This is a genomic window from Nocardia sp. NPDC055053, assembly GCF_053608285.1.
Genome location: NZ_JBSGVD010000044.1, coordinates 1 through 21,706 on the forward strand (window position 1 = coordinate 1; position 21,706 = coordinate 21,706).

Consider the following 21,706-nt stretch of genomic DNA (forward strand, 5'->3'; position numbering starts at 1 on the left):
GCAAGAAACGGCGCCTGACCGGCGGGACAGGAGGGGCCGCGAACTCGAGCGCGCCAGCGCTCCAAAAAACACCGTGCTAGCGTTTTGGTGCACATTCAGCGCCGAGCTTCCTGCTCGTTCAGCGAGCAAGTGGGGGAACTGTGACCAACAACGACCATAATCCGACTTCTCCGCCCTGGCTGCAGAGTCCGTCGGCAGAGACGGCCGACGCTGCGTCCGGTCCCGCCGGCGTGCAAACGGTGGCCGACGACGACATCGAACCTGCCGAGAAGGCCGCCTCCGCCGAGCAGGCAGGCGAGGCCGCCGAGCCGCAGCCCGCCGAGGCAGGCGCCGAGCCGCACGTCGGGCTCGCCGAGCAGACTGTCTTCCACCCCGGTGGTTTCGCGCCGGGTCCCTTCGCCCAGAGCGGGTATCCCGGGGCACCCGATCCGTATCAGAGCGGTGGCGCGCATCCCCTGGCGCACGCGCCGGAGCAGCCGTGGCAGGGGCAGCCTGGCCCTGGCGGTCCCGAGCAGCAGCCCTGGCCGGGCCAGCCCGCACCCGAGCAGCCCTACCCCGGACCGCACGCGACCGGCGAGCAGCCGTATCCGGGTGGCCCCTACCCCGGCGCCCCCGAGCAGCCGCAGTACCCCGGTCAGGAGCCGCAGGCGCAGTACCCCGCCCCCGAGCAGCCGCAGTACCCCGGTCAGGAGCCGCAGGCGCAGTACCCCGCCCCCGAGCAGCCGCAGTTCCCCGGTCAGGAGCAGGTCGCACCGCAGGGACCGCAGTCCGAGCCCATCTACAGCTGGGCCCCTCCGCCGCCACCGGCGTACCAGCCGCCGATGCAGGGCGGGATGCCCCCCGGTCAGATGCCCGGTCAGCCGGGTCAATTCCCCGGGCAACCTGGTCAGCCGGGTCCGAGCGCGCAGCCGCCCGGTCAGCAGTGGCAGGGCGGACCGCCCCAGCAGCATCAGCCGTTCCAGCCACAGCACGTGCCTGCGCCGGGTCAGCCCGGTCATTCGGTCAACGACCTGAACCTGCTCAAGCGCGCCCGCAAGGCGCCGCGCAGCGGATGGCGGCGAGCCGTGCACAAGGCCTCCGGCGGCGTGATCAACCCCGGCGAGTCGGCGGCCGACATCGTCCACCGCGATCTGGGCGAGCGGGTCAACCAGCCGGTCCGCGGGGACTACCGGATCGCGATCCTCTCCCTCAAGGGGGGCGTCGGCAAGACCACCACCACGGTCGGTCTCGGCTCCACCTTCGCCACGCAGCGTGGTGACCGCGTCATCGCCATCGACGCGAACCCCGACCTGGGCACCCTGGCCCACCGGGTGCCGCGCCAGACCCGGTCGACGGTGCGCAACCTGCTCGAGGACCAGAACATCACCCGGTACTCGGACGTGCGCGCGCATACCTCGCAGGCCCCGAGCCGGCTGGAAGTGCTCGCCTCCGAGCAGGATCCGGCCGTGTCGGAAGCCTTCAGCGAGGCCGATTACCGCAAGGCGATCGGCATCCTGCAGTCGTTCTACAACATCATCCTCACCGACTGCGGTACCGGTCTGATGCACTCGGCAATGTCCGGTGTCCTCGACATGGCGAGCTCGCTGGTGCTGGTCACCTCCCCCGCGATCGACGGCGCGCGCAGCGCCTCGGCGACGCTGGACTGGCTCGACCACCACGGCTACAGCAAGCTCGTCGAACGCACCGTCGTCGTCGTGAACGCCTCGCGGCGCGGCGCGTCGACGGTCGACCTCGACCAGCTGCGCAAGCTGTTCCTCGACCGCACCCGTGCCGTGCAGATCGTCCCGTTCGACGATCACCTGGCCGAGGGCGCCGAGATCGACCTCGAGCTGGTCAGCAAGCCCACCCGGCGCGCGCTGCTCGAGCTGGCCGCCATGGTCGCCGACGACTTCGGCTACCACGGTCAGCAGCAGGGTCAGCAGTTCCCGCCGCAGGGTCAGCCGTACCAGGGACAGCCGCAGTACCAGCCGGGGCAATTCTGAGTTAGCCGACCGAACACCTGGGGGGGAACACGCATGTCCGAAGTGGATGCCGCGCGCCATGTCGCGGGTGTGGCGGCCGGTGCCGGGCTAGGTCATCACCGAGCCGCGTACGCACCGGCCGTGATCGCCTGGAACAGGATTCGCACGATCGGTGCCGTCGCGGGCATCGCGCTCGCGGCCACGTTCCTCGCGTTCGTCATCGATCAGGCCGGCCTGGCCTGGATCACCGGGCTGATCGCGATCGGCGCGAGTTTCGGATTCGTGCTCAATGCCGCGCAGGCGTGGTGGCATGAGCGCGAGACCGTGGGCAACCGGCTCGCCATCTACGACCACGGCCTGGTCGCGGTGGTCGGCGGGCGCCCCAGCGTCGCGCGTTTCGACTCGACGACGGTGCTGCAGAAGATCATTCGCAAGCGCGTCAACGGTGGGCCGATCATCACCGTCTACACCTACACACTCACCGATCTGGCCGGGCAGCACTTCGTGATCGACAGCTCGTTCGTGCACGCCGATCAGTGGGGCCAGTGGATCCAGCAAGCAGTCACCGCAGCCCAGCTGCCGCAGGCACTCGCCGCCGTACAGGCCGGGCACCGGCTCGACTTCGGCGATATCTGGCTGACGGCGAGCGAGATCGGTGCGCGCAACAAGAGCGTGCCGTGGCACCAGGTACAGGGCATGCGGACGGTCTCGGGATATGCCGAGATCTCGGTCGAGGGCAGGTGGCTCGGGCTGAACTCGACCTCGATCGCCGACATCCCCAACTTCTTCGTCCTGCACGCGCTGGTCGAGCGGCTGTGCGGATACGTCAGCTCGCGCTGACCTCGCGTGCCGCGGCCTCGAACGCGTCGAGCACCGCGGCGATGGCGGGGCGCCGGTGCGCCTGTGGGCGGGTGACGAGGTCATACACCCGAGCCGCCCGCACACCCGACAGCCGCAGCACCGACAGCGCGGGATGCGCGACGGCGAAGCGCGGCATCAGCGCGACGCCGTAGCCCGAGGCCACGAGCGTTTCGATCACCCGGAACTCGTTGAGTCGCTGCGCGATCCGCGGCCGCACGCCGGTGATGGTGGCGATGGATTCGAGCACGTCGTCGACGGGGAATCCGCCGCGCACGCTCACCCATGTCTCCTCGGCCAGCTCCTCCGGCCGCACCGAACTCCGGCCCGCCAGCGGGTGGGTCGGCGCGACGACGACATCGATCGGTTCCCGCATGAGCACCCGCGCCGCGAGCCGCGGCCCGGCGGGCGACGGCGCGCGTTCGTCGCGATGGGTGAGCACGATGTCGTAGTCGGCCAGCAGTTTCGCCGCCTCCGACGGCGGCAGATCCTCGTCACCCGCGACGATCTCGACGCCGCTGCCCGCGAGCGCGGTCAGCACGGGCGGCAGCAGCAGCGCGGCACCGGACGGGAACGACGCCACCCTGACCTGCCCGCGCGGCGAGCCGCGATAGTGCGCCATCTCGGCGGTGGCCCGCTCCATCGCCGCGAGGACGTCGTCGGCGCGCAGGACCAGCGCCTGTCCGGCATCGGTGAGCCGCACCCGCCGCCCGTCCGGTTCCAGCAGCGCGACCCCGGCTTCCCTGGCCAGCACCTTCAACTGCTGCGAGACCGCGGACGGCGTCATCGACAGCGCCTCGGCGACGGCGGCGACCGTGCCGCGGTCGGCCAGTTCCCGCAGAATCCGCAGCCTGTCGATCGAAAACATGAAGTAAATCTACTTTATTCATCCACTTTTATTCGATTGTCCTGATGCTTCGCGAACCGCACGATGAGGGCGTGACCTCCCGTGACCGCCTGCTCGGACTGACCGTCGTCGTGCTCTGGGGCCTGAACTTCCTGGCCATCCGGATCGGCCTCGACCACTTCCCGCCCTTCTTCTTCGCCGCGCTGCGATTCGCCGTCATCGCGGTGCCGGTGCTCGTGTTCATCCCGCGTCCCGCCGTGCGCACCCGCTGGCTGCTGCTCTACGGCACCGGATTCGGCATCCTGCAGTTCGCCTTCCTGTTCACCGCGATGCGCACCGGAATGCCGACCGGGCTGGCCTCGCTGGTGCTGCAGTCCTCGGCCCCGTTCACGGTGGTGCTCGGCGCGGTCCTGCTGCGCGAACGGCTGCGCCCGGTGCAGGTCGGCGGGCTCGCGGTCGCGGTGCTCGGGATGGTCGTCATCGGCGCCGATCGGCTGGCCAATGCCACGTTGTTCCCGGTGCTGCTGACCTTGGCGGGCGGATTGGGCTGGGCGTTCGGCAATATCGGCGCGCGTCAGGCCGGCGCGGATTCACCCGGGTTCGATCCGCTGCACCTGACGCTGTGGATGTCGGTGATCCCTGTCCTGCCGCTGCTGGCGCTGTCGATGGCTGTCGAGGGGCCTGGCACCGGCTTCCGCGCGCTCGGCGCGGCGGTCTCGGCGACCGACGGCCTGCCCGCGCTGGCGGCGCTCGCCTATATCGCCATCCTCGCGACGGTGTGCGGATCCGGCCTGTGGACGTATCTGATGAGCCGCTATCCGGCGGGCACGGTAGCGCCGTTGTCGCTGCTCGTGCCGGTTGTCGGTATCGCGGCGGCCTGGGTGGTGTTCGACGAGGAGCCGTCGGTGGCCGCCCTGATCGGCGGGGTGATCGTCATCGCGGGCGCGTTCGCCGCGACGACCACCCGGCGGACGCCGGAGCCCGCCCCCGACCGGAGCCTGGTCCAGGTCTAACGTCCAATTCAGCGCGCGATCGCCGAGGCGCTGGCTAGCATGTGACCGATCGCGCGATGCTTTTTCCGCGCGACCGGTCGGTTTCGAGCTCGGGCGAACGACACACGGGTCACAACAGCCAGGTCTCGGCCGCGCTCTACAGTGATAGCAAATCGCAGGCAATACTCGAACAAGGCAGCTGAACAGCATATGGCGGAACAACGGTTGCCCGTATCGCGGAGAACCTTTCTTCGCGGCACGGTCGCAGCGGGGGTGGTATCGGCGGGGGCCGTGACAGGAGCTGGTGTTGCGCTCGGCGCACCCCCCGGCCGCCGGGTCGCCGTCCTCGGCGGCGGCGTCGCCGGGCTGACCGCCGCCCACGAGCTGGCCGAACGCGGGTTCGAGGTCACCGTCTACGAGGCGAGGGCCTTCGGCGGCAAGGCCCGCAGCATCCCCGTGCCGGGCACCGGCCGCGACGGCAGGCCCGATCTGCCCGGTGAGCACGGCTTCCGCTTCTTCCCCGGCTTCTATCAGAACCTGCCCGACACCATGCGCCGGATTCCCGTCGCAGGCAATCGCGACGGCGTGTGGAACAACCTGATCACCGTGCCGGAGGCCAGGTTCTCCCGCCGCGACACCGACGACATCCTGCTCACCCTGCCCGACGGCTTCGCCGCCCCGACGACGAATCCCGACGCCATCAGGGAGACACTGGCCGCCACCATCTCGACGCTGTCGAAGATGCCGCCGCCGGAGGCCGCGTTCTTCGCCAACCGGCTGCTGGTGTTCAACAGCAGTTGCGACGCGCGCCGCTTCGGCCAGTGGGAGCACACCTCCTGGCACGACTTCGTGCGCGGCCACCAGCGCTCGCACGAGTTCCGCGCGATCGTCTCGCGCTCGCTCACCAGCATCATGGTCGCGGCCAAGGAGAATCTGGCCAGCACCCGCACCATCGGCGGCATGGGCGAGCAGTTCCTCGGCAACCCGCTCGGCCTCGGCAACGACGGCGGCCTGGACCGGGTGCTGAACAACGCGACCAATATCGCCTGGATCGACCCGTGGGTCGACCATCTGCGCGGGCTCGGCGTCCGCTTCGAACTCGGCGCCAGGGTCGAGGAACTCGTGGTGCGCGACAAGCGCATCGGCGCGGCCCGGATCACCGATTCCGCCGGCGCCCGCACCGTCGAAGCCGACTATTTCGTCGCCGCGATGCCGGTCGAGCAGGTCAGGAAACTCTGGTCGCCCCAGGTGCTCGAACTGGCGCCGGAACTGGCGGCGACCGAACGCCTGTTCGTCGACTGGATGAACGGCATCCAGATCTATTTCCGCACGCCGCTGCGTATTTCGCGTGGGCATGCGGCATTCGTCGATTCACCGTGGTCGCTCACCTCGATCAGCCAGAACCAGCTGTGGACGCGCAAGCTGCCGTCGTTCGGTGACGGCACGGTGGCCGATTGCCTGTCCATCGACATCTCCGACTGGAATTCCCCCGGCATCCTGTACGGCAAGCCCGCCGTGGAATGCACGAACGAGGAGATCTTCCGTGAGGTCTGGGCCCAGCTCAGCGCGCACCTGAACGACCGCGAACAACTGCTGCGTCCCGCCGACGTCCATTCCTGGTTTCTCGATCCGGGAATCACCTGGCAGGGCAGCCGGAACGCGAATGCCGATCCGTTGCTCATCAACACCGCTGGCTCGTGGGACGCGCGTCCCGAAGCACACGGCTCAATCGAAAACCTGTTTCTCGCAGGCGATTACGTGCGCACCGATATCGACCTGGCGACAATGGAAGGCGCGAACGAGTCCGCGCGCGCCGCGGTCAACGCGCTGCTCGACGTCGCGGGGTCATCGGCCCAGCGTTGCCACACTTTCCGGCTGCGCCGCACCCCCGAACTCGAGCCGCTGCGGGTGATCGACGCCGACCGCTATGCCAGGGGAATTCCCAATATGTTCGACGTCGATATGTGATCTGTCATTACGACCAGAACGCGCGTTGCTTCTGCGCCCGGTTAGGCCGACAATAGCCACCATCGGTGGCGAATCACGGTGTTAGCGGGGAGTTTTCTGGTGAATCTGCGTGGATGGCGTGCGCTCGGGCCGATCGCCGTATCGGCAGCTGCTCTGTCCGGCTGTGGTCCGGTCGGCCCGCCCGGTATCAACTTCGGCGAAGCGGCGCCAGCCACCACAGCCATCACCGCGACACTGCCCGCGACCGACGCCACGTGGCCCGACGCCTGCGCGGTGCTCACCGATGCCGAGATCACCGCGATCCTGCCGCAGGCAAGGAACCTCACCCGCACTCCGCAAACCGTGCAGCTCGTCGGCGAAACGGTGCGCAATATCGCGCAGGGCGGCTGCCTGTTCACCTTCGATCTGCCCGACCTCCCCGATTCCTCGGACAACGCCAAGATCACGGTGACGTTCTCCTCGGTCGGCGAGGAAGCCGCCGTCGCCGCCCACTATGCCGATATGAAGCGCTTCACCGGCGACCCGGTCGCCCCGGAGTGGGGCGCCACCGAATGCACCTACGGCAAGATCATCGAATCCACGGTCGCCTGTTACCGGGGCAACTTCGTCTTCTCGGTCAGCGGCGACTCCACGGTCGGCGGCCTGGACAACCCCGCGCGCTTCCAGATCTGGCGCGACGAGGTCAGCGCCGAAGTCGTCCGCACCCTCGTCGCCAGGATGGGCTGACGGAGCTCCGATCGTCGGCAAGCGGTCCGGCTCACGTCTCCGGCCAGGATGGGCTGACGGAGCTCACACCGCTCCCGCACGCGGCCCGCGACGTCGCGCACATAGACTCGCGGCGTGGCAGACATCTCGGTGCGTGGGCGCCTGGCTTTGCGAGCGGCGGCGGCAGCGTCGTGGGCTTCGCAGAAGGCGGGCCGCGGCAAGGGTTCGATGATCGGCGGCCTGATCGCGTTGAAGATCGATCCGACGATCATGACGCAGCTCGGTCGCGGCAGGCGAACGGTGCTGATCACCGGCACCAACGGCAAGTCGACCACCACCAGGATGACCACCGCGGCGCTCGGCACGCTCGGCCAGGTCGCCACCCAGGCCGACGGCGCCAATATGGACGCGGGCATCGTCGCGGCGCTGAGCGTGCACCAGGGTGTGCCGCTGGCCGCGATCGAGGTCGACGAGCTGCATCTGCCGCACGTCAGCGACGCGCTCGACCCGGCGGCCGTTGTGCTGCTGAACCTGAGCCGCGACCAGCTCGACCGGGTCGGCGAGATCAACATGATCGAGCGCAAGCTGCGCGCCGGGCTGGCCCGTCATCCCGACACCGTCGTCATCGCCAACTGCGACGACGTGCTGGTGGCCTCCATCGCCTACGACCATCCCAAGGTCGTGTGGGTGTCGGCGGGCAGCGGCTGGGCCGTCGACGCGACGAGTTGTCCGCGCAGTGGCGAGCCGATCGTCTGGGAGGGCGAGAACTGGCGCTCGACCGGCGCCGATTTCCATCGCCCGCAACCGGATTGGTGGCTCGAGGGCGAAGACCTGTGCGGCCCCGGCGGTTTCCGCGCTCCCCTGCACCTGGCGCTGCCCGGTCGCGCCAACCGCGGCAATGCGGCGCAGGCGGTCGCCGCGGCAGTGGCGATGGGCGCCGAGGCGACCAAGGCGACCGACGCCACCGGCACCGTCCGCGAGATCGCGGGCCGCTACCGCACGGTCACCGTCGGCGCGCACGACGCGCGGCTGCTGCTGGCCAAGAACCCCGCGGGCTGGCAGGAAGCGCTGTCGATGATCGAGCCGACCTCGGCCGGTCTGGTGATCGCGGTCAACGGGCAGGTGCCCGACGGCGAGGACCTGTCCTGGCTGTGGGACGTGCGGTTCGAGCACTTCGAAGGCGTGCAGGTCGTGGCGTCCGGCGAACGCGCCACCGACCTCGCCGTGCGCCTGACCTACGCAGGCGTCGAGCACACCCTCGTGCCCGACCCGCTGCGCGCCATCGCGTCCTGCCCGGCCGGGCACGTCGAGGTGCTGGCCAACTACACCGCGTTCCGCGATCTCAACCGTGACCTGGAGGCTCAGGCATGATCGGTCAGCGCTGGGACACGCAAGCCCGCGTAACCACGGAGGGCGCCCGAGCATGCCAGGAGGCAACAGCATGAGCGAGTCGACCATCCGCATCGGCCTGGTCCTGCCCGACGTGATGGGCACCTACGGCGACGGCGGCAACGCGCTGGTCCTGCGCCAGCGGCTGCGCATGCGCGGCTACGACGCCGAGATCGTCGAGATCACCCTCGCCGACCCGGTGCCGGACTCGTTCGACATCTACACCCTCGGCGGCGCCGAGGACTCCGCCCAGCGCCTGGCCACCCGGCACCTGCAGAAGTACCCCGGCCTGCAACAGGCCGCCGCCAAGGGCGCCCCCGTCCTCGCGATCTGCGCCGCCATCCAGGTACTCGGCAACTGGTACGAGACCTCGGCGGGCGAAAAGGTCGACGGCGTCAGCCTCTTCGACGTCACCACCTCCCCCCAGGCCACCCGCGCGATCGGCGAGGTCACCACCACCCCCGTCCTCGACGGCCTCTCCGCCCCACTGACCGGCTTCGAGAACCACCGCGGCGGCACCAGCCTCGGCCCGGACGCCGCCCCCCTCGCCAAAGTCACCCGAGGCGTCGGCAACGGCGTAGGCGACGGCACCGAAGGCGTAGTCCAAGGCTCGGTCATCGGCACCTACCTCCACGGCCCCGCCCTCGCCCGCAACCCCGAACTCGCCGACCTTCTCATCGCCCGAGCCCTCGGCATCTCCCCCACCGACCTCGCCCCCCTCGACCTCCCCGAGGTAGACCGCCTCCGCCGCGAACGCCTCCGCGCTTAGCGCATCGTCAGCACGGCAGCGAATCGACCTCGTACCGAAGGCAGAGCGGGTCCCGGGTGACGAGCGTCAGCTCCTCACACCGGGCCTGCGCCACCAGAATCCGATCGAACGGATCGCGGTGGATCAGCGGAAGCCGGGCCGCCTCGATCGTGTGCCTGGCATCGATCGGTAGCGGCAGGAACCCGCTCCCGACCACCCGTTCAGGCAGGTCGGCCGGACCGGCCAGCTTTCCCGACGCCTGCTTCATCGCGATCTCCCAGACCGAGGCCGAGCTGACGTAGACGTCGGGATCGTGGTCGAGCCGATCGCGCAGCTCCGCGTCCAGCGTGGGATCGTCGGTGAGCCACCACAGGATGACGTGGGTGTCCAGCAGCAGGCTCATGCGTCGAAGTCGCGGGCGATTTCAGCGTTGGTCTCGGGCGAGTCCCAGCCCGGCGACAACTCGAGCCTGCCGCGTAGCGAGCCACGGCCGGTCCGATTGACCCGGCGAGTCAACGGCACCACTTTGGCGACCGGCGTTCCGGCACGACTGATCACGATTTCCTCCCCCTGCTCCACCCGCTCGATGATGCGTGACAGGTTCGTCTTCGCGTCGTGAATGTTGAACTGCTCCGCCGCGTTCCCTGCCATGACGCCTCCTTAGCTAAGAGGTTAGTCCGGTACCTGGTGACTGTCCATGACGACTTCACCGCCGTCCGCGGGGCTGCGTCGACGGCGGGTGATGAGGAAACCGAAGACGGCGGCCGTCGGGAACATCAGGAGGCCGTAGATCGCGGCGGGCACGGCCATCTCGGTGCTGTCCAGAACACTCAGCGCGATGGTGATGGCGATCGTACTGTTGTGGACGCCGACCTCCATCGAGCAGGCGATGGACTGGCGACCCGTCGCGCCGAGCAGCCGCGGCACGAAGAACCCGATGGTCAGGCTGATCACGCAGAACAGCACGGTGATCGCGCTGATCTGGGGGAAATGGTTGGAGAAGTCCTCGGATTCGGCGGTCAGCGAGCCGACGATCACCAGCAGCAGGATGACTGCCGAGCCGATCCGCACCGGGCGGTCCATCCGTTCGGCGAACGCGGGCGCCCAGCGGCGCACCAGCATGCCGATGCCAACCGGGACGAGCACGATGGCGAACACCTGCACCACCTTGCCGAACTGCAGCCCGACCGACTCGCCGGTCTCGGCCGGGTCGAAGTAGCCGATCGCGAAGTTGGTCACCAGCGGGACCGTGACGACGGCGATGACGGAGTTGACCGCGGTCAGCGACACATTGAGCGCGACGTCCCCACGGAACAGATGGCTGAACAGGTTCGCCGTCGTCCCGCCCGGCGACGCGGCGAGCAGCATCATGCCGACCGCGAGGAGCGGTTGCAGATCGAACAGCAGCACCAGCCCGAACGCGACGACCGGCAGCGCGACCAGCTGGCAGACCAGGGCGATGGCGGCAATCCGCGGGTTCTTCGCGATTCGCGCGAAGTCGGCGGTGGTGAGCGACAGACCAAGTCCGAACATGACCACGGCGAGGGCCAGTGGCAATCCGACGGATATCAGCGGTGAGTTCATAGCCATCCTCAGCGAGCACCCCGGGGGGAGCCCCGGGTCTGAGACTCGTTGGTCTCAGTTGGTGAGAGTAGACAGCTGTGACCCACATCGCAGAGAAAAGGGCGAAATACCGAAGGCCATCTGGCCGGAACCGCGCCGCTAGGCGACCACCGACGCCTCGGGAGTCCCGCAATTGCTGCGCTCACACAGCTCGTGCACGAAGCGCATCTTCTCCAGAACATGATCGGGCAGGACGAACGGATAGAGATCGTCGTGTCCCATCGAGCGGTTGACCATGTTCAGCGACCAGGCCAGGGGCAACCACAGTTCGATGATCTTGTCGAAGCCGGCGCGCCCGACCTGCGGCCGATCCAGGGTGGCGCCCGCCGGGGCGATCCCGAAGGCCGCGGCGGTGTCGAGGGTGTCGCGGATGTGCAGGTAGTGGGCGAAGGTCTCGGCCCAGTCCTCCGCGGCGTGCATGGTGGCATAGGACGACACGTAGTCGTCTTCCCAGCCGGGCGGCGCACCCTGCGAGTAGTGCCGGTTCAGCGCGTCCTGATAGTCGGCGAACGGATCGCCGAACAGCACGCGGAACCGTCGCAGCGCTTCGTCTCCGGCGACCAGCACGGTGAAGTAGTAGTGGCCGATCTCGTGCCGGAAGTGGCCGAGCAGGGTCCGGTACGGTTCGTCCATCTCGATCCGCAACTGCTCGCGGTGCGGGTCGCTCGCCTCGGCCAGGTCGAGGGTGATGACACCGTCGATATGGCCGGTGAGCACGCCGTCGGTGCGGCTGGAGAGCAGGTCGAAGGCGAGTCCGCGCTCGGGATCGGCGTCGCGGCCGACGATCGGCAGGCCGAGTTCGACCAGTTCGAAGATCAACCGCCGCTTGGCCGCTTCGGCCTCGGCGAACGCGGCGAGGCCGTCGGCGTCGGCGTCGTTGGGCCGGGTGCGGGTGAGCGCACACGACTCGCACAGCATCGGCCCGGCGGTGCCACCGGATCGCGAGACCAGCCAATTGCATTGCGCCACATGCAGGTTGTCACACAACCGGAACCGGTCACCGCAGACGACCCCGCCCGCGTGATCGATCGCCGTGTCGCCCTGCGGATCGCCGATCACCACCAGCGCCCGTTCCCGCAGGCTGAACCCGAGCGGGCTAGAGCACGACAGGCACACCGAATTCTCGAAAGCCAGCTGCTGTCCGCAATTCGGGCAGACGAAATCACGCAAGGGACTACACCTCCACCGGGGCTACATCGACCGAGACCGTGATCGTGGACTGTTTGGCGTCGGTATAGATGATGCCACGCAGCGGCGGAACATCCTGGTAGTCGCGCCCCCACGCCACGGTCACGTAGCGCTCGTCGGCGAACTGATCGTTGGTGGGGTCGAAGGCGATCCAGCGGCCGGTGCGGTCGGTCTCGTCGATGCCAGGCAGCCAGACCGCGGCCCACGCGTGCGTGGCATCGACCCCGACCATGCGTTCCTTGCCCGGCGGCGGATCGGTGGCGAGGTACCCCGAGACGTAGCGCGCGGCCAGCCCCCGCGACCGCAGGCAGGCCGCGCCGATCCGGGCGAAGTCCTGGCAGACGCCCTCGCGCGCGGCGAAGACGTCGGCGACGCTGGTGCTCACGGTCGTCGAGCCGGAGCGATACCGGAAATCCTCGTGGATACGGGTGTTCAGCTCGGTGACCGCGTCGAGCAACGGCCTGCCCGCCGGGAAACTCCGCGCGGCGTAGGCGGCGACCTCCGGGGTGATCTCGGGCGGCAGCAGGTCGAGGGTGAACTCGACGGCCAGCGGACCGGTGGCCGCGCTCGGTCTGGCCTGCTCCCACGGCAGGTCGGCGCCCGGCATCGTCGACGGATGGTCGCCGTCGACGTCGACGAGCGATTCGCCGGTGACCTCGAGCTTCCGATGTTCCGATGTCACATGGAAATACGTCGTCGTATTGCCGTAGACATCGTTTCCGACGGATCGGTCCGACGGCACCGGGTCGATGTGGATGTCATGCTCGTGCAGGCGCTGACCGGCGAATTCGCGCGGGGTCAGATACGCACGGCCGTAGGAACTGGTGACTTCGTCGGAGTAGCTGTAGGTGGTGCGATGCACCACCTGGTACCGCCTGCTCATCCGACCATCCTGGTGTTGCCCCACAGCGGCTGGATAGCTACCGGCACAGCGAGTTTGGTCGTCTCGAACGACTCCGACAGCTTGCGCAGCCGCAAGTGCACCCCCTCCAGCAGTTCCACCAGCTCGGTGCGCACGCCCTCGGCGTCGGTGGTTTCCAGTTCGGCCGGATCGATGCGGCGCAGCATCCGCTGGGCGTCGGCGAGCAGCCGCTGCGACCTGGTGGCGCCGGAACCCCCCGGCAGCGCCTGGAAGTCGGCTTCGAGGCGGTCGAGCTGGTACACCAGCGATCGCGGGTTGCCCGCGTCGAACAGCAGCAGCCCGGCCAGCGCGGCGACATGCGCCGAACCACGGTGGCGGCGGCGGTAACTCACCGCGGACTCGGTGGCGACGAGCACCGAATCGGTGACCACCCGCTCCACCTCGGGCGGACTCGCCTGCGCCAGTGCGGCATTGAGCAGCGAGGTCAGCGCGAGTCCGCGTTCGATGCGTTTGCCGATGTCCATGACGTACCAGCCGGTGTCACGCACCAGCGATTCCGCGCCGATGCCGGAGAGCGACAGCAGCGCGGCCAGCGTCAGCGAGTGCACCGAGGACAGTGCGGTCTCCTGTTCGACACTGGCACTACGGAATTCGGCCAGCGCGCGATCGACGGCGCCGACGATCATCCAGGTATCGCCGGAGAGCTGGTCGCGCACGGCGCGCGCCGCCGAACCGTAGTGGTCGACGGCGTAGGACAGCGAGCCGGGCAGATGCCGGTCCCCGGTGAGCCTGGCCAGGTACTGGAAGCCGTCGGCCGAGGCACCTGCGACGGCTCGAGGCTCCGCACTGACCGGCTTACCCGAAACCTTGGGTCGCGAACTAGCTTTCACCGGCTCCTGCCGCCCACGGTCGACCTCGCGATCGCCGTCCTCCGCAGGCTCCGTGCCCCGCTCGGCGGTAATTCCCGTGGTGCGCAGGGCGCGGGCCAGCGCACTGGTTCCCGCGCGTTCCCACGGAGGCGACGCCTCGTCGTCGGACTCCGATTCCACCGCAGCAGAATCCGCCGTCGCGCCGGACGCCGTCCTGACTGCGGAGGTGTCCGGCTCGGCAGAGGTCGACCGCGCGTCCCGGCTCTCCGGCGCACCGGAACCCGACCCGTCGCCGACCTGCGGCTCCACCCGGACGAGCGCGCCGACAGGTCCGGTCCCGTTGGGCAGCACCGATTCCGGCGCGACGGTGCCCGTGGTCACCGACAACGCCCGCATCAGGATCGGCAACGCCTCGGCGCCTTCCAGCCAAGGCCGGTAGCGGTAGTCCTGGTAGACGTCGTGGGTCGCGGCGAGCAACCGGACAACGGCTTCGGCGCGTTCGCTGTAGCGGCCCATCCAGAACAGGTCGTTGAGCACACGCGGCGAACTGATCGCCTCGACGACCGGCACCGCCCGGCGCAGCCGTTCCTCGTGCTGCGGCGCGTCGGCGGCGACGGCGGGCGCGGTCGCCGGGGCGGCGCGCACCCAGACATCCTTGGCCGCCACCTTGATCACGCTGCGCGTCGGCTCCAGCCGCATCCGCTGCTGACCGAGCCCACCCGACATGGCCGTATAGCCACCGCGCCGCGCCAGCGAGAACAACCGCATCCCCACGGGCGCGGGCGCGATCCCCGCCTGCCCCTCGACCGCGGGCGCGACCGAGAACTCGGCGGGTTCCTGCCCGACCCACTTCCACCGCTCGGTCTCGATCCGCGCGGCGAGTTCCGCGCGTTCGGCGGCGGCCAGGCTCGGCCCGAAGATCGTCGATCCGTCGACGGCGGAACGGATCACCAGGTCACCGAGGTGCGCGACGAGGTGCGCGCGCTCGGTGTCGTCGCCGCCCCAGTAGGCGGGCATCCCGTCGAGCTCGAGCTCGGCGCCGAGGACCGAGCGGGCGATCCGCGGCAGGAACGCGCTCAGCGCAGGCGATTCCAGCAGGCCGCTGCCGAGGGTGTTGACCACCGTGACAGCGCCGCGGCGCAGCACCTCGACCAGCCCGACCACGCCGAGGCGCGAATCGGGACGCAGGTCGAGCGGATCGGAGAACTCGGCGTCGACGCGGCGCAGCACCACATCGACCCGTTCCAGACTGCCGAGCGAGCGCATCCACAGCGCGCCGTCGCGCACGACCAGATCGGCGCTCTCGACCAGCGGGAAGCCGAGAGTCTGCGCGAGATAGGCCTGGTCGAACGCGGTTTCGGAGTGCGAGCCCGGGCTCAGCACGACGACGACCGGTTCCTCGCCGTCGGCCAGCTCTGGCGCGGCTTCCTCGAGCATCAGCCGCATGGCCCGCGCGAACGGGGTGAGCGGGCGCGGGCCGGCGTGCTCGAACGCCTCGGGGATGGCCGAGGCGACGACGCGGCGGTCGGCCAGCGCGTAGCCCGCGCCCGACGGCGCCTGCGCCCAGTCGGCCAGCACCCGGAACCGCCCGTCGCTCCAGCGGCTGATGTCGCAGGCGTGCAGGAACAGCTGGTGGGTGCCGGGGATGGTGATGCCGTGCGCGGCCCGCACATACCCGGTGTTGCCGAACACGATCTCCGGCGGCAGCAGACCGGAGGCGATCAGCCTGCGCGGGCCGTAGACATCGGTGAGCACCTCGTCGAGCACGAGCGAGCGTTGCACCAGACCGGTTTCCAGGCGGGTCCAGTCGTCGGCCGAGACCAGCAGCGGGATCGGGTCGAGCCGCCACGGCATGGGGGTCGGCGCGTCGTCGCCGAGCCCGACCTCGGTGTAGGTGACGCCGTCGTCCTCGATCTGCCTGCGCACCCGGTGATCGATCCGGCCGAGTCCGCTGATGCCCTGGTCGACGAAGTCGGCCGAGAGCTCCGACCACATCGACCGCACCCGGCCGCGTCCGTCGACCAGTTCGTCGTAATAGCCCTGGGTCGGCCTGCCGCATTCGTCGTAGCGCGCCCCCGTCTTGCTCTGCGCCCGGTACCGCGCCAACTGCTCGACAGCGTCATCGGCGGCGCGGGCGCCGCGGTGTTCGCGGCCCCTTGTGTCCCGTCGGTCAGGCACCGTTGCTTGCTCCTTCGTCGCCTACGCAACGGCACCTGACCGACGGGACGGCCGCGAACCGGCCGCTTCGCGGCCGTCCCCTCCTCGAGGTCGGGGAGTGCTGTAGTTGGGCGGGTTGTCGTAGTTACCGGTTTTCGCTGACGCCCCACACGGTGCGCGCGCGACGTAGATCCAGGATGCCCGGTGCACCGGCATCGGTCGACTGCGCCGCGATCTTCGCACGGAGTTCGGCGGGATCCATCGGATTCACGGTATGCCCCGCCGCCTCGAAGCGACGGTTGCGCCGCGACTGCGCGGCCACCGCGTTGACGGGCGCGTCGTCGAAGGCGCGGCCGCCGGGATGGACGACGTGATAGGTGCAGCCGCCGTGCGAGAGACCGGTCGCGGCGTCGACCAGGTCGAACACCAGCGGCGCGTCCACCGTGATGGACGGATGCAGCGAGTTCGGCGGCTGCCAGGCGCGATAGCGCACGCCCGCCACCTGCACGTCGGTCTTGCCGGTGGCCAGCAGCGGTACCGGCATGCCGTTGCAGGTCACCACGTAGCGGCCGCGGTCGGCGCCGACCACCCGCACCTGCAACCGCTCCACCGAGGAGTCGACATAGCGCGCCGTGCCATGGCCGGTGGTCTGCTCACCGAGGGTCAGCCACGGTTCGATCGCGCCGCGCAGTTCCAGCTCGACGTCGCCGATCATCGCGGTGCCGATCCGCGGGAAACGGAATTCGGTGAACGGGTCGAGCCAGCTGGTGTCGAAGTCGATGCCGTGCGCGCGCAGATCGGCGGCGACCTCGGCGATATCGCTCATCAGGAAGTGCGGCAGCAGGTAGCGGCCGTGCAGGTTGTCACCGTGCCGCAGCAGCGGTGCGCGGTAGGGCTTGTCCCAGAACATCGCGACCAAGCCGCGCACGAGCAGCGACTGCACCATCGCCATCTGGAAATGCGGCGGCATCTCGAAGCCGCGCAGTTCCAGCAGGCCGAGCCTGCCGCGCGCGGAATCGGGACTGTAGAGCTTGTCGATGCAGAACTCGGCGCGATGGGTGTTGCCGGTGAGATCGGTCAGCAGATGCCGCAGGGCACGATCGATATGCCATGGGGCCGAACGAATTTCGGACGGCGTTCCCGCTGCCGGTACGGCGGTCAGCCGGGCGATCTCGGCGAAGGCGATCTCGAGTTCGTACAGCGAACCCTCGCGCCCCTCGTCGGCGCGTGGCGCCTGCGAGGTCGGGCCGACGAATCGGCCTGCGAACAGGTACGACAGCGCCGGATGACGCTGCCAGTAGGTCAGCATCGATACCAGCAGATCCGGGCGGCGCAGCAACGGCGAGCGCGCGGGCGTGACCCCGCCCAGGGTGATGTGGTTACCGCCGCCGGTGCCGCCGTGCGTGCCGTCCACGTCGAACGACTCGGTGCTCAACCTGGCCAGCCTTGCCTGCTCGTAGAGGGTGCCCAGCACCACGGCCTGCTCGGCGAACGAGCTGGTCGGCATGATGTTCACCTCGATCACGCCGGGATCGGGCGTCACCGAGAAGGTGTGCAGGCGAGCGTCATTCGGCGGGGCATAACCCTCCAGCACCACCGGCTGACCGAGCGCGACCGCGGCTTTCTCTACCTTGGCGATCAGATCGAGGAAGTCGTCGAGCTCGCCCACCGGCGGCAGGAACACATGCAGCCGCCCCGCCCGCACCTCGGCGACCAGCGCCGTGGTCGGGGTGAAGTCCGCCGGTTCCAGCACGGCGGGCGGTTCCTCGCGCGGCAGCCGCAGCGGACCCTGGAACAGCGGATCGGCTTCCGGAATCGGCGGTGGGGTGTGCCAGGACACCGAGTCCAGCGGAAGCCGCAGTCCCGCGGGCGAATCACCGTCGGTGAGCACGATCCGGCCGGGTCCATCGTCCCCGTCGCGACCGCGACGCAGCTGCCAGTCGGCACTGGCCCAGCCCACGCCGTCGTCCCTGCGGTGCAGGGGCAACACGTAGGCGGTCGGCTCGTTGACGGATTCGTCGAGCCGGCCGAGCAGCGCCCGGCGGGCCTCGGGGGAATCCTCGCCCGGATCGAGGTCGGCCGCAGGCGGCTCGCCATAGGGCGCGGTCACGGTGGCGGCCAGCCTGGCCAGCGGGTCTTCGAAGGCGGGACGCACCTGGGTGTCGGGCAGCCCGAGCGCGCCCGCGATATGGGCGATCAGAGATCGGGCAGAGTCCGCATCGGCGGTCGGACGCGGCTGCGTCAGCACGCCTGCTGTCGCGTTGAGCGGCTGCGTCTCGGCCGGGCGCACCGCCGCCTGCAAAGGTTGCGTGGCTTCGGGCCGCTCCGAGGCAGCCGTCGGCGACAACGCGGCATCCACGGGCCGGCGTTGTGAGACCGGGGTCCACGGATCGATGAGCAGATCCTGCCTGGTCCACACCGGCTCGCCGTCGGCGCGCCAGGTGATGGCGATCTCCCAGCGCGGCAACGGTTCTCCGGGATACCACTTGCCCTGGCGGTATTGCACGAGTCCGGTCGGCGCGTAGATCGCGCGCAGGCGGTCGGCCAGGTCGACGGCGCGTTCGCGCTTGTGTGGACCGTCGGCGTCGGTGGTCCACTGGGCGCTCATCTGGTCGTCGATGGAGACGAAGGTCGGTTCGCCGCCCATCGTCAGGCCCACCTCGGCGGCGGCCATCCGCTTGTCGACGGCCGTGCCGGAGGCGGTGATCCGCTCCCACTGGGAATCGGTGTAGGGCAGGGTGACTCGCGGGTCCTCGTGCACCCGCCGCACCACATTGCTGAATTCGAGAGTGGCCTCGGTGATCCCGGTCGCGCCGGTGATCGGTGCGGCGGCGCCGGGGTGCGGGGTCGCGGCGAGCGGGATGTGCCCTTCGCCTGCGAACAGCCCGGAGGTGGGGTCCATGCCGATCCAGCCCGCGCCCGGCAGGTACACCTCGGTCCACGCGTGCAGGTCGGTGAAGTCGGCGCTCGGCCCGGACGGTCCGTCCAGCGCTGGTGTGTCCGAGGTCAGCTGCACCAGGTAGCCGGAGACGAAGCGCGCGGCCAGGCCGAGTTCGCGCAGGATGGCGACGAGCAACCACGCCGAATCACGGCAGGAACCGAGCCTGCGGCGCAGCGTGTCGTCGGGAGTCTGCACTCCCGGTTCCATCCGCACCGTGTAATCGACGGTGTTGCGCAGGGCGTAGTTGAGTTCGACCAGGTAGTCGATGGAACGGATACGGCCCTGCGCGCGGTGCACCCGCACCCAGTCGCGCAGCAACTCCCCCGGCCCCGATCCCGGCCCCGCCTCGTCGACCGGGCGCAGATACGGCTCCAGGTCGGCGGCCAGCGCCTCGGGATAGGCGAACGGGAAGTGCTCGGCGTAGTCCTCGACGAAGAAGTCGAACGGGTTGACCACCTCGAGGTCGGCGATCAACCCCACGGTGATCGACAACTCCCGGGTCGGTTCCGGGAAAACCAGCCGCGCAACGAAATTGCCGAACGCGTCCTGCTGCCAGTTCACATAGTGGCCGGGCGGCGACACGCGTAGCGAGTACGCCTCGATCGGTGTCCGCGAATGCGGTGCGGGCCGTAGCCGCACCTCGTGCGGATGCACGTCGACGAGACGATCGAAGGAGTACGCGGTCCGGTGCTCGAGTGACACCTTGATGCCCATGCACCCAGTTGACCACACCCCACCCGTACCTCGTGGCCTGACGAAACCGGAGTTTCCCGACGGGCACCGGGTCGAAACCCGCAGGCAACAATGCCTGCCCGACCAGCGCGAACCGACCGACCCGTAGGCTGATCTCGTGAGCTACGACCACATCCTCTTGCCGTCCGGCGTCGCCACCTCCGTCGACGAGGTGGACGCGTACCTGGCCGCCCAGGAAGGTCAGCCGGAGTCCGACGAGATCGCCGAGATCGCGGCCGAATTGAACGAGCGCAACAGCGAACTGCCGGTGGACGACTCGTTCCTCAGCGTGGAATCCGTCGGCGGCGCGAACGGGACAACGCTCTACATCCCCTCGCCGTACGACGCGATCGGCTTCGTCCGCGCCTTGCTCTTCGATCTCGCCACCCCGCGCGGCTACGCCGTCTACGACCCGCAGCTGAGCTGGCTGATCGACCCGGCCGGGCACGTCCCGGTCGCCGTCACCCATGGCGGCGCGGGCGAATTCCCTTATCTCACCGAGGAATTGGCGCACCAGTGGGTCGCCGGGCTGGCCGACCCGAACCCGTACCTGATCGTCGAACGCGGCGAGCAGCGCTACATCCAGACCTACCGCGACCCGGCGGGCCCCTACACCGTCGAATACCGCGACGGCTCGCCCGACAAGCACTTCGGCACCACCGTCGATGATCCGGCGCAGGTCGCCCGCATCATCTGGGACTGGACCACCGAGAACCCCGACGCGGGTGCCGAGGTGAGCTGGACCCGCGTGGAGTTCTAGAGCGCCCGCCTGCCCGACAGCGCGCGGCCGAGCGTCAGCTCGTCGGCGAACTCCAGGTCGCCGCCCATCGGCAGGCCGGAAGCCAGCCGGGTGACGGTGAGCCCGGGGAAATCGCGCAGCATGCGCACCAGGTAGGTGGCCGTCGCCTCGCCCTCGGTGTTCGGGTCGGTCGCGATGATCACCTCGCTCACGTCGACGCCGTCGTCCTGATTGCCGATGCGGGTCAGCAGTTCCCTGATCCGCAGCTGATCGGGGCCGATACCGCTGAGCGGATCGAGCGCACCGCCGAGCACGTGGTAGCGACCACGGAACTCGCGGGTGCGCTCGATCGCCTGCACATCCTTGGGTTCCTCGACCACACAGATCATCGTGCGGTCGCGGCGCGGGTCGGCACAGATCCGGCACAGCTCACCATCGGCCACGGTGCCGCACGAGACGCAGAACTGCACGCCGTCGCGCACCTTCTGCAGCGCGGCCTGCAACCGGTCGATCTCCGGCGGCTCCACCTGCAGCAGGTGAAAAGCGATGCGCTGTGCGCTCTTCGGACCGACGCCGGGCAGCTTGCCCAGCTCGTCGATCAGATCCTGAACCGGCCCCTCATACATCAGAAATCGGGCAGACCGGGCATCGAACCGCCGCCGAGGCCCTGCGAGAGCGGGCCGAGCCGTTCGGCGGCCAGCTTCTGCGCGTTGGCCATGGCGTCGTTGATCGCGCCGATCACCAGATCCTGCAGCCCGTCGACATCGGTGGGATCGACGATCTTCGGGTCGATCGTCAGCGCGATGACCTCACCGCTGACCTTGATGGTCGCCTGGACCAGACCGCCACCGGCCTGCCCCTGCACCTCGGACTCGGCGAGCTCGGCCTGGGCCTGCATCACCGCCTGCTGCATCTGCTGGGCTTGCGCGAGCAGGGCCTGCATATCGAACTGACCATCACCGGGTTGCACAGCACGTCCTCTCCAGAAGTTTCGTCCGCGTCAAGCGTAGTCCTCACGCGCCGCCGGGATACTCCCACACCCGCCACCGCGGTGGCGCATACCGACCGTGCCGTTATCCGTGACCTTCCCGGTAACAGCTTGATTGCTGCCTGCCCGCAACAGATCC

The 21,706-nt window shown here is 69.4% G+C and carries 18 protein-coding genes; 8 read left to right on the plus strand and 10 right to left on the minus strand.

Annotation, left to right across the window (positions count from 1 at the left end; genetic code table 11):
- Positions 1-230 precede the first annotated feature (230 nt).
- Positions 231-1,982 carry an AAA family ATPase gene (locus ACWF82_RS30210; protein ID WP_452506739.1) on the plus strand — a complete coding sequence of 584 codons (1,752 nt, stop codon included), beginning with the start codon at positions 231-233 and terminating at the stop codon, positions 1,980-1,982.
- Positions 1,983-2,015: 33 nt separating this feature from the next.
- Complete coding sequence (locus ACWF82_RS30215) at positions 2,016-2,801, plus strand: DUF6585 family protein (RefSeq protein ID WP_452506687.1); 786 nt, start codon at positions 2,016-2,018, stop codon at positions 2,799-2,801.
- On the opposite strand, the gene ACWF82_RS30220 is transcribed toward ACWF82_RS30215, so the two are convergent.
- Entirely contained in the window at positions 2,788-3,687 is a 900-nt protein-coding gene (locus ACWF82_RS30220; protein WP_452506689.1) for a LysR family transcriptional regulator, read from the minus strand. The genes ACWF82_RS30215 and ACWF82_RS30220 overlap by 14 nt on opposite strands.
- 71 nt (positions 3,688-3,758) lie before the next feature.
- On the opposite strand from ACWF82_RS30220, the gene ACWF82_RS30225 reads away from it, so the two are divergent.
- The 5 genes from ACWF82_RS30225 (at position 3,759) to ACWF82_RS30245 (ending at position 9,489) form a co-directional block, all read left to right on the plus strand.
- Entirely contained in the window at positions 3,759-4,679 is a 921-nt protein-coding gene (locus tag ACWF82_RS30225; protein ID WP_452506691.1) for an EamA family transporter, read from the plus strand.
- A 189-nt stretch (positions 4,680-4,868) separates the two neighbouring features.
- The gene (locus ACWF82_RS30230; protein ID WP_452506693.1) at positions 4,869-6,626 is read left to right on the plus strand and encodes a hydroxysqualene dehydroxylase; all 1,758 of its coding nucleotides are present in this window, start codon (positions 4,869-4,871) and stop codon (positions 6,624-6,626) included.
- Positions 6,627-6,725: 99 nt separating this feature from the next.
- Positions 6,726-7,352, plus strand: coding sequence for a hypothetical protein (locus ACWF82_RS30235; protein ID WP_452506695.1), 627 nt, complete (start codon positions 6,726-6,728; stop codon positions 7,350-7,352).
- Positions 7,353-7,466: 114 nt separating this feature from the next.
- Complete coding sequence (locus ACWF82_RS30240; RefSeq protein WP_452506697.1) at positions 7,467-8,702, plus strand: MurT ligase domain-containing protein; 1,236 nt, start codon at positions 7,467-7,469, stop codon at positions 8,700-8,702.
- Positions 8,703-8,772: 70 nt separating this feature from the next.
- Complete coding sequence (locus ACWF82_RS30245) at positions 8,773-9,489, plus strand: type 1 glutamine amidotransferase (RefSeq protein WP_452506699.1); 717 nt, start codon at positions 8,773-8,775, stop codon at positions 9,487-9,489.
- Positions 9,490-9,496: 7 nt separating this feature from the next.
- Here the strand turns inward: ACWF82_RS30245 and ACWF82_RS30250 are convergent, their stop codons facing one another.
- From ACWF82_RS30250 to ACWF82_RS30280, 7 genes are all read right to left on the minus strand, one after another.
- Positions 9,497-9,871 carry a type II toxin-antitoxin system VapC family toxin gene (locus ACWF82_RS30250; RefSeq protein ID WP_452506700.1) on the minus strand — a complete coding sequence of 125 codons (375 nt, stop codon included), beginning with the start codon at positions 9,869-9,871 and terminating at the stop codon, positions 9,497-9,499.
- Positions 9,868-10,119, minus strand: coding sequence for a type II toxin-antitoxin system Phd/YefM family antitoxin (locus ACWF82_RS30255; protein WP_378847951.1), 252 nt, complete (start codon positions 10,117-10,119; stop codon positions 9,868-9,870). The genes ACWF82_RS30250 and ACWF82_RS30255 overlap by 4 nt, the downstream gene beginning before the upstream one ends.
- A 21-nt stretch (positions 10,120-10,140) precedes the next feature.
- Positions 10,141-11,052 carry a bile acid:sodium symporter family protein gene (locus ACWF82_RS30260; protein WP_452506702.1) on the minus strand — a complete coding sequence of 304 codons (912 nt, stop codon included), beginning with the start codon at positions 11,050-11,052 and terminating at the stop codon, positions 10,141-10,143.
- A 138-nt stretch (positions 11,053-11,190) separates the two neighbouring features.
- Positions 11,191-12,261: a zinc-binding metallopeptidase family protein gene (locus tag ACWF82_RS30265; protein ID WP_452506704.1), complete on the minus strand. Its 1,071-nt coding sequence runs from the start codon at positions 12,259-12,261 to the stop codon at positions 11,191-11,193.
- 4 nt (positions 12,262-12,265) lie between these two features.
- Complete coding sequence (locus ACWF82_RS30270; RefSeq protein ID WP_452506706.1) at positions 12,266-13,162, minus strand: transglutaminase family protein; 897 nt, start codon at positions 13,160-13,162, stop codon at positions 12,266-12,268.
- Positions 13,159-16,188, minus strand: a complete 3,030-nt coding sequence (locus tag ACWF82_RS30275) for a circularly permuted type 2 ATP-grasp protein (protein ID WP_452506708.1) — start codon at positions 16,186-16,188, stop codon at positions 13,159-13,161. Before ACWF82_RS30275 ends, ACWF82_RS30270 begins: the two co-directional genes overlap by 4 nt.
- 124 nt (positions 16,189-16,312) lie before the next feature.
- The gene (locus ACWF82_RS30280; protein ID WP_452506710.1) at positions 16,313-19,822 is read right to left on the minus strand and encodes a transglutaminase family protein; all 3,510 of its coding nucleotides are present in this window, start codon (positions 19,820-19,822) and stop codon (positions 16,313-16,315) included.
- A 136-nt stretch (positions 19,823-19,958) separates the two neighbouring features.
- On the opposite strand from ACWF82_RS30280, the gene ACWF82_RS30285 reads away from it, so the two are divergent.
- A complete protein-coding gene (locus tag ACWF82_RS30285; RefSeq protein ID WP_452506712.1) occupies positions 19,959-20,600 on the plus strand; it encodes a hypothetical protein in 642 nt (213 codons plus the stop codon).
- Here ACWF82_RS30285 and recR read toward each other — a convergent pair.
- Both recR and ACWF82_RS30295 read right to left on the minus strand, forming a co-directional pair.
- Complete coding sequence (recR, locus tag ACWF82_RS30290) at positions 20,597-21,205, minus strand: recombination mediator RecR (RefSeq protein WP_189032345.1); 609 nt, start codon at positions 21,203-21,205, stop codon at positions 20,597-20,599. The two genes, ACWF82_RS30285 and recR, sit on opposite strands and share 4 nt — an antisense overlap.
- The gene (locus tag ACWF82_RS30295; protein ID WP_189032343.1) at positions 21,205-21,549 is read right to left on the minus strand and encodes a YbaB/EbfC family nucleoid-associated protein; all 345 of its coding nucleotides are present in this window, start codon (positions 21,547-21,549) and stop codon (positions 21,205-21,207) included. Before ACWF82_RS30295 ends, recR begins: the two co-directional genes overlap by 1 nt.
- Between the last annotated feature and the right edge of the window lie 157 nt (positions 21,550-21,706).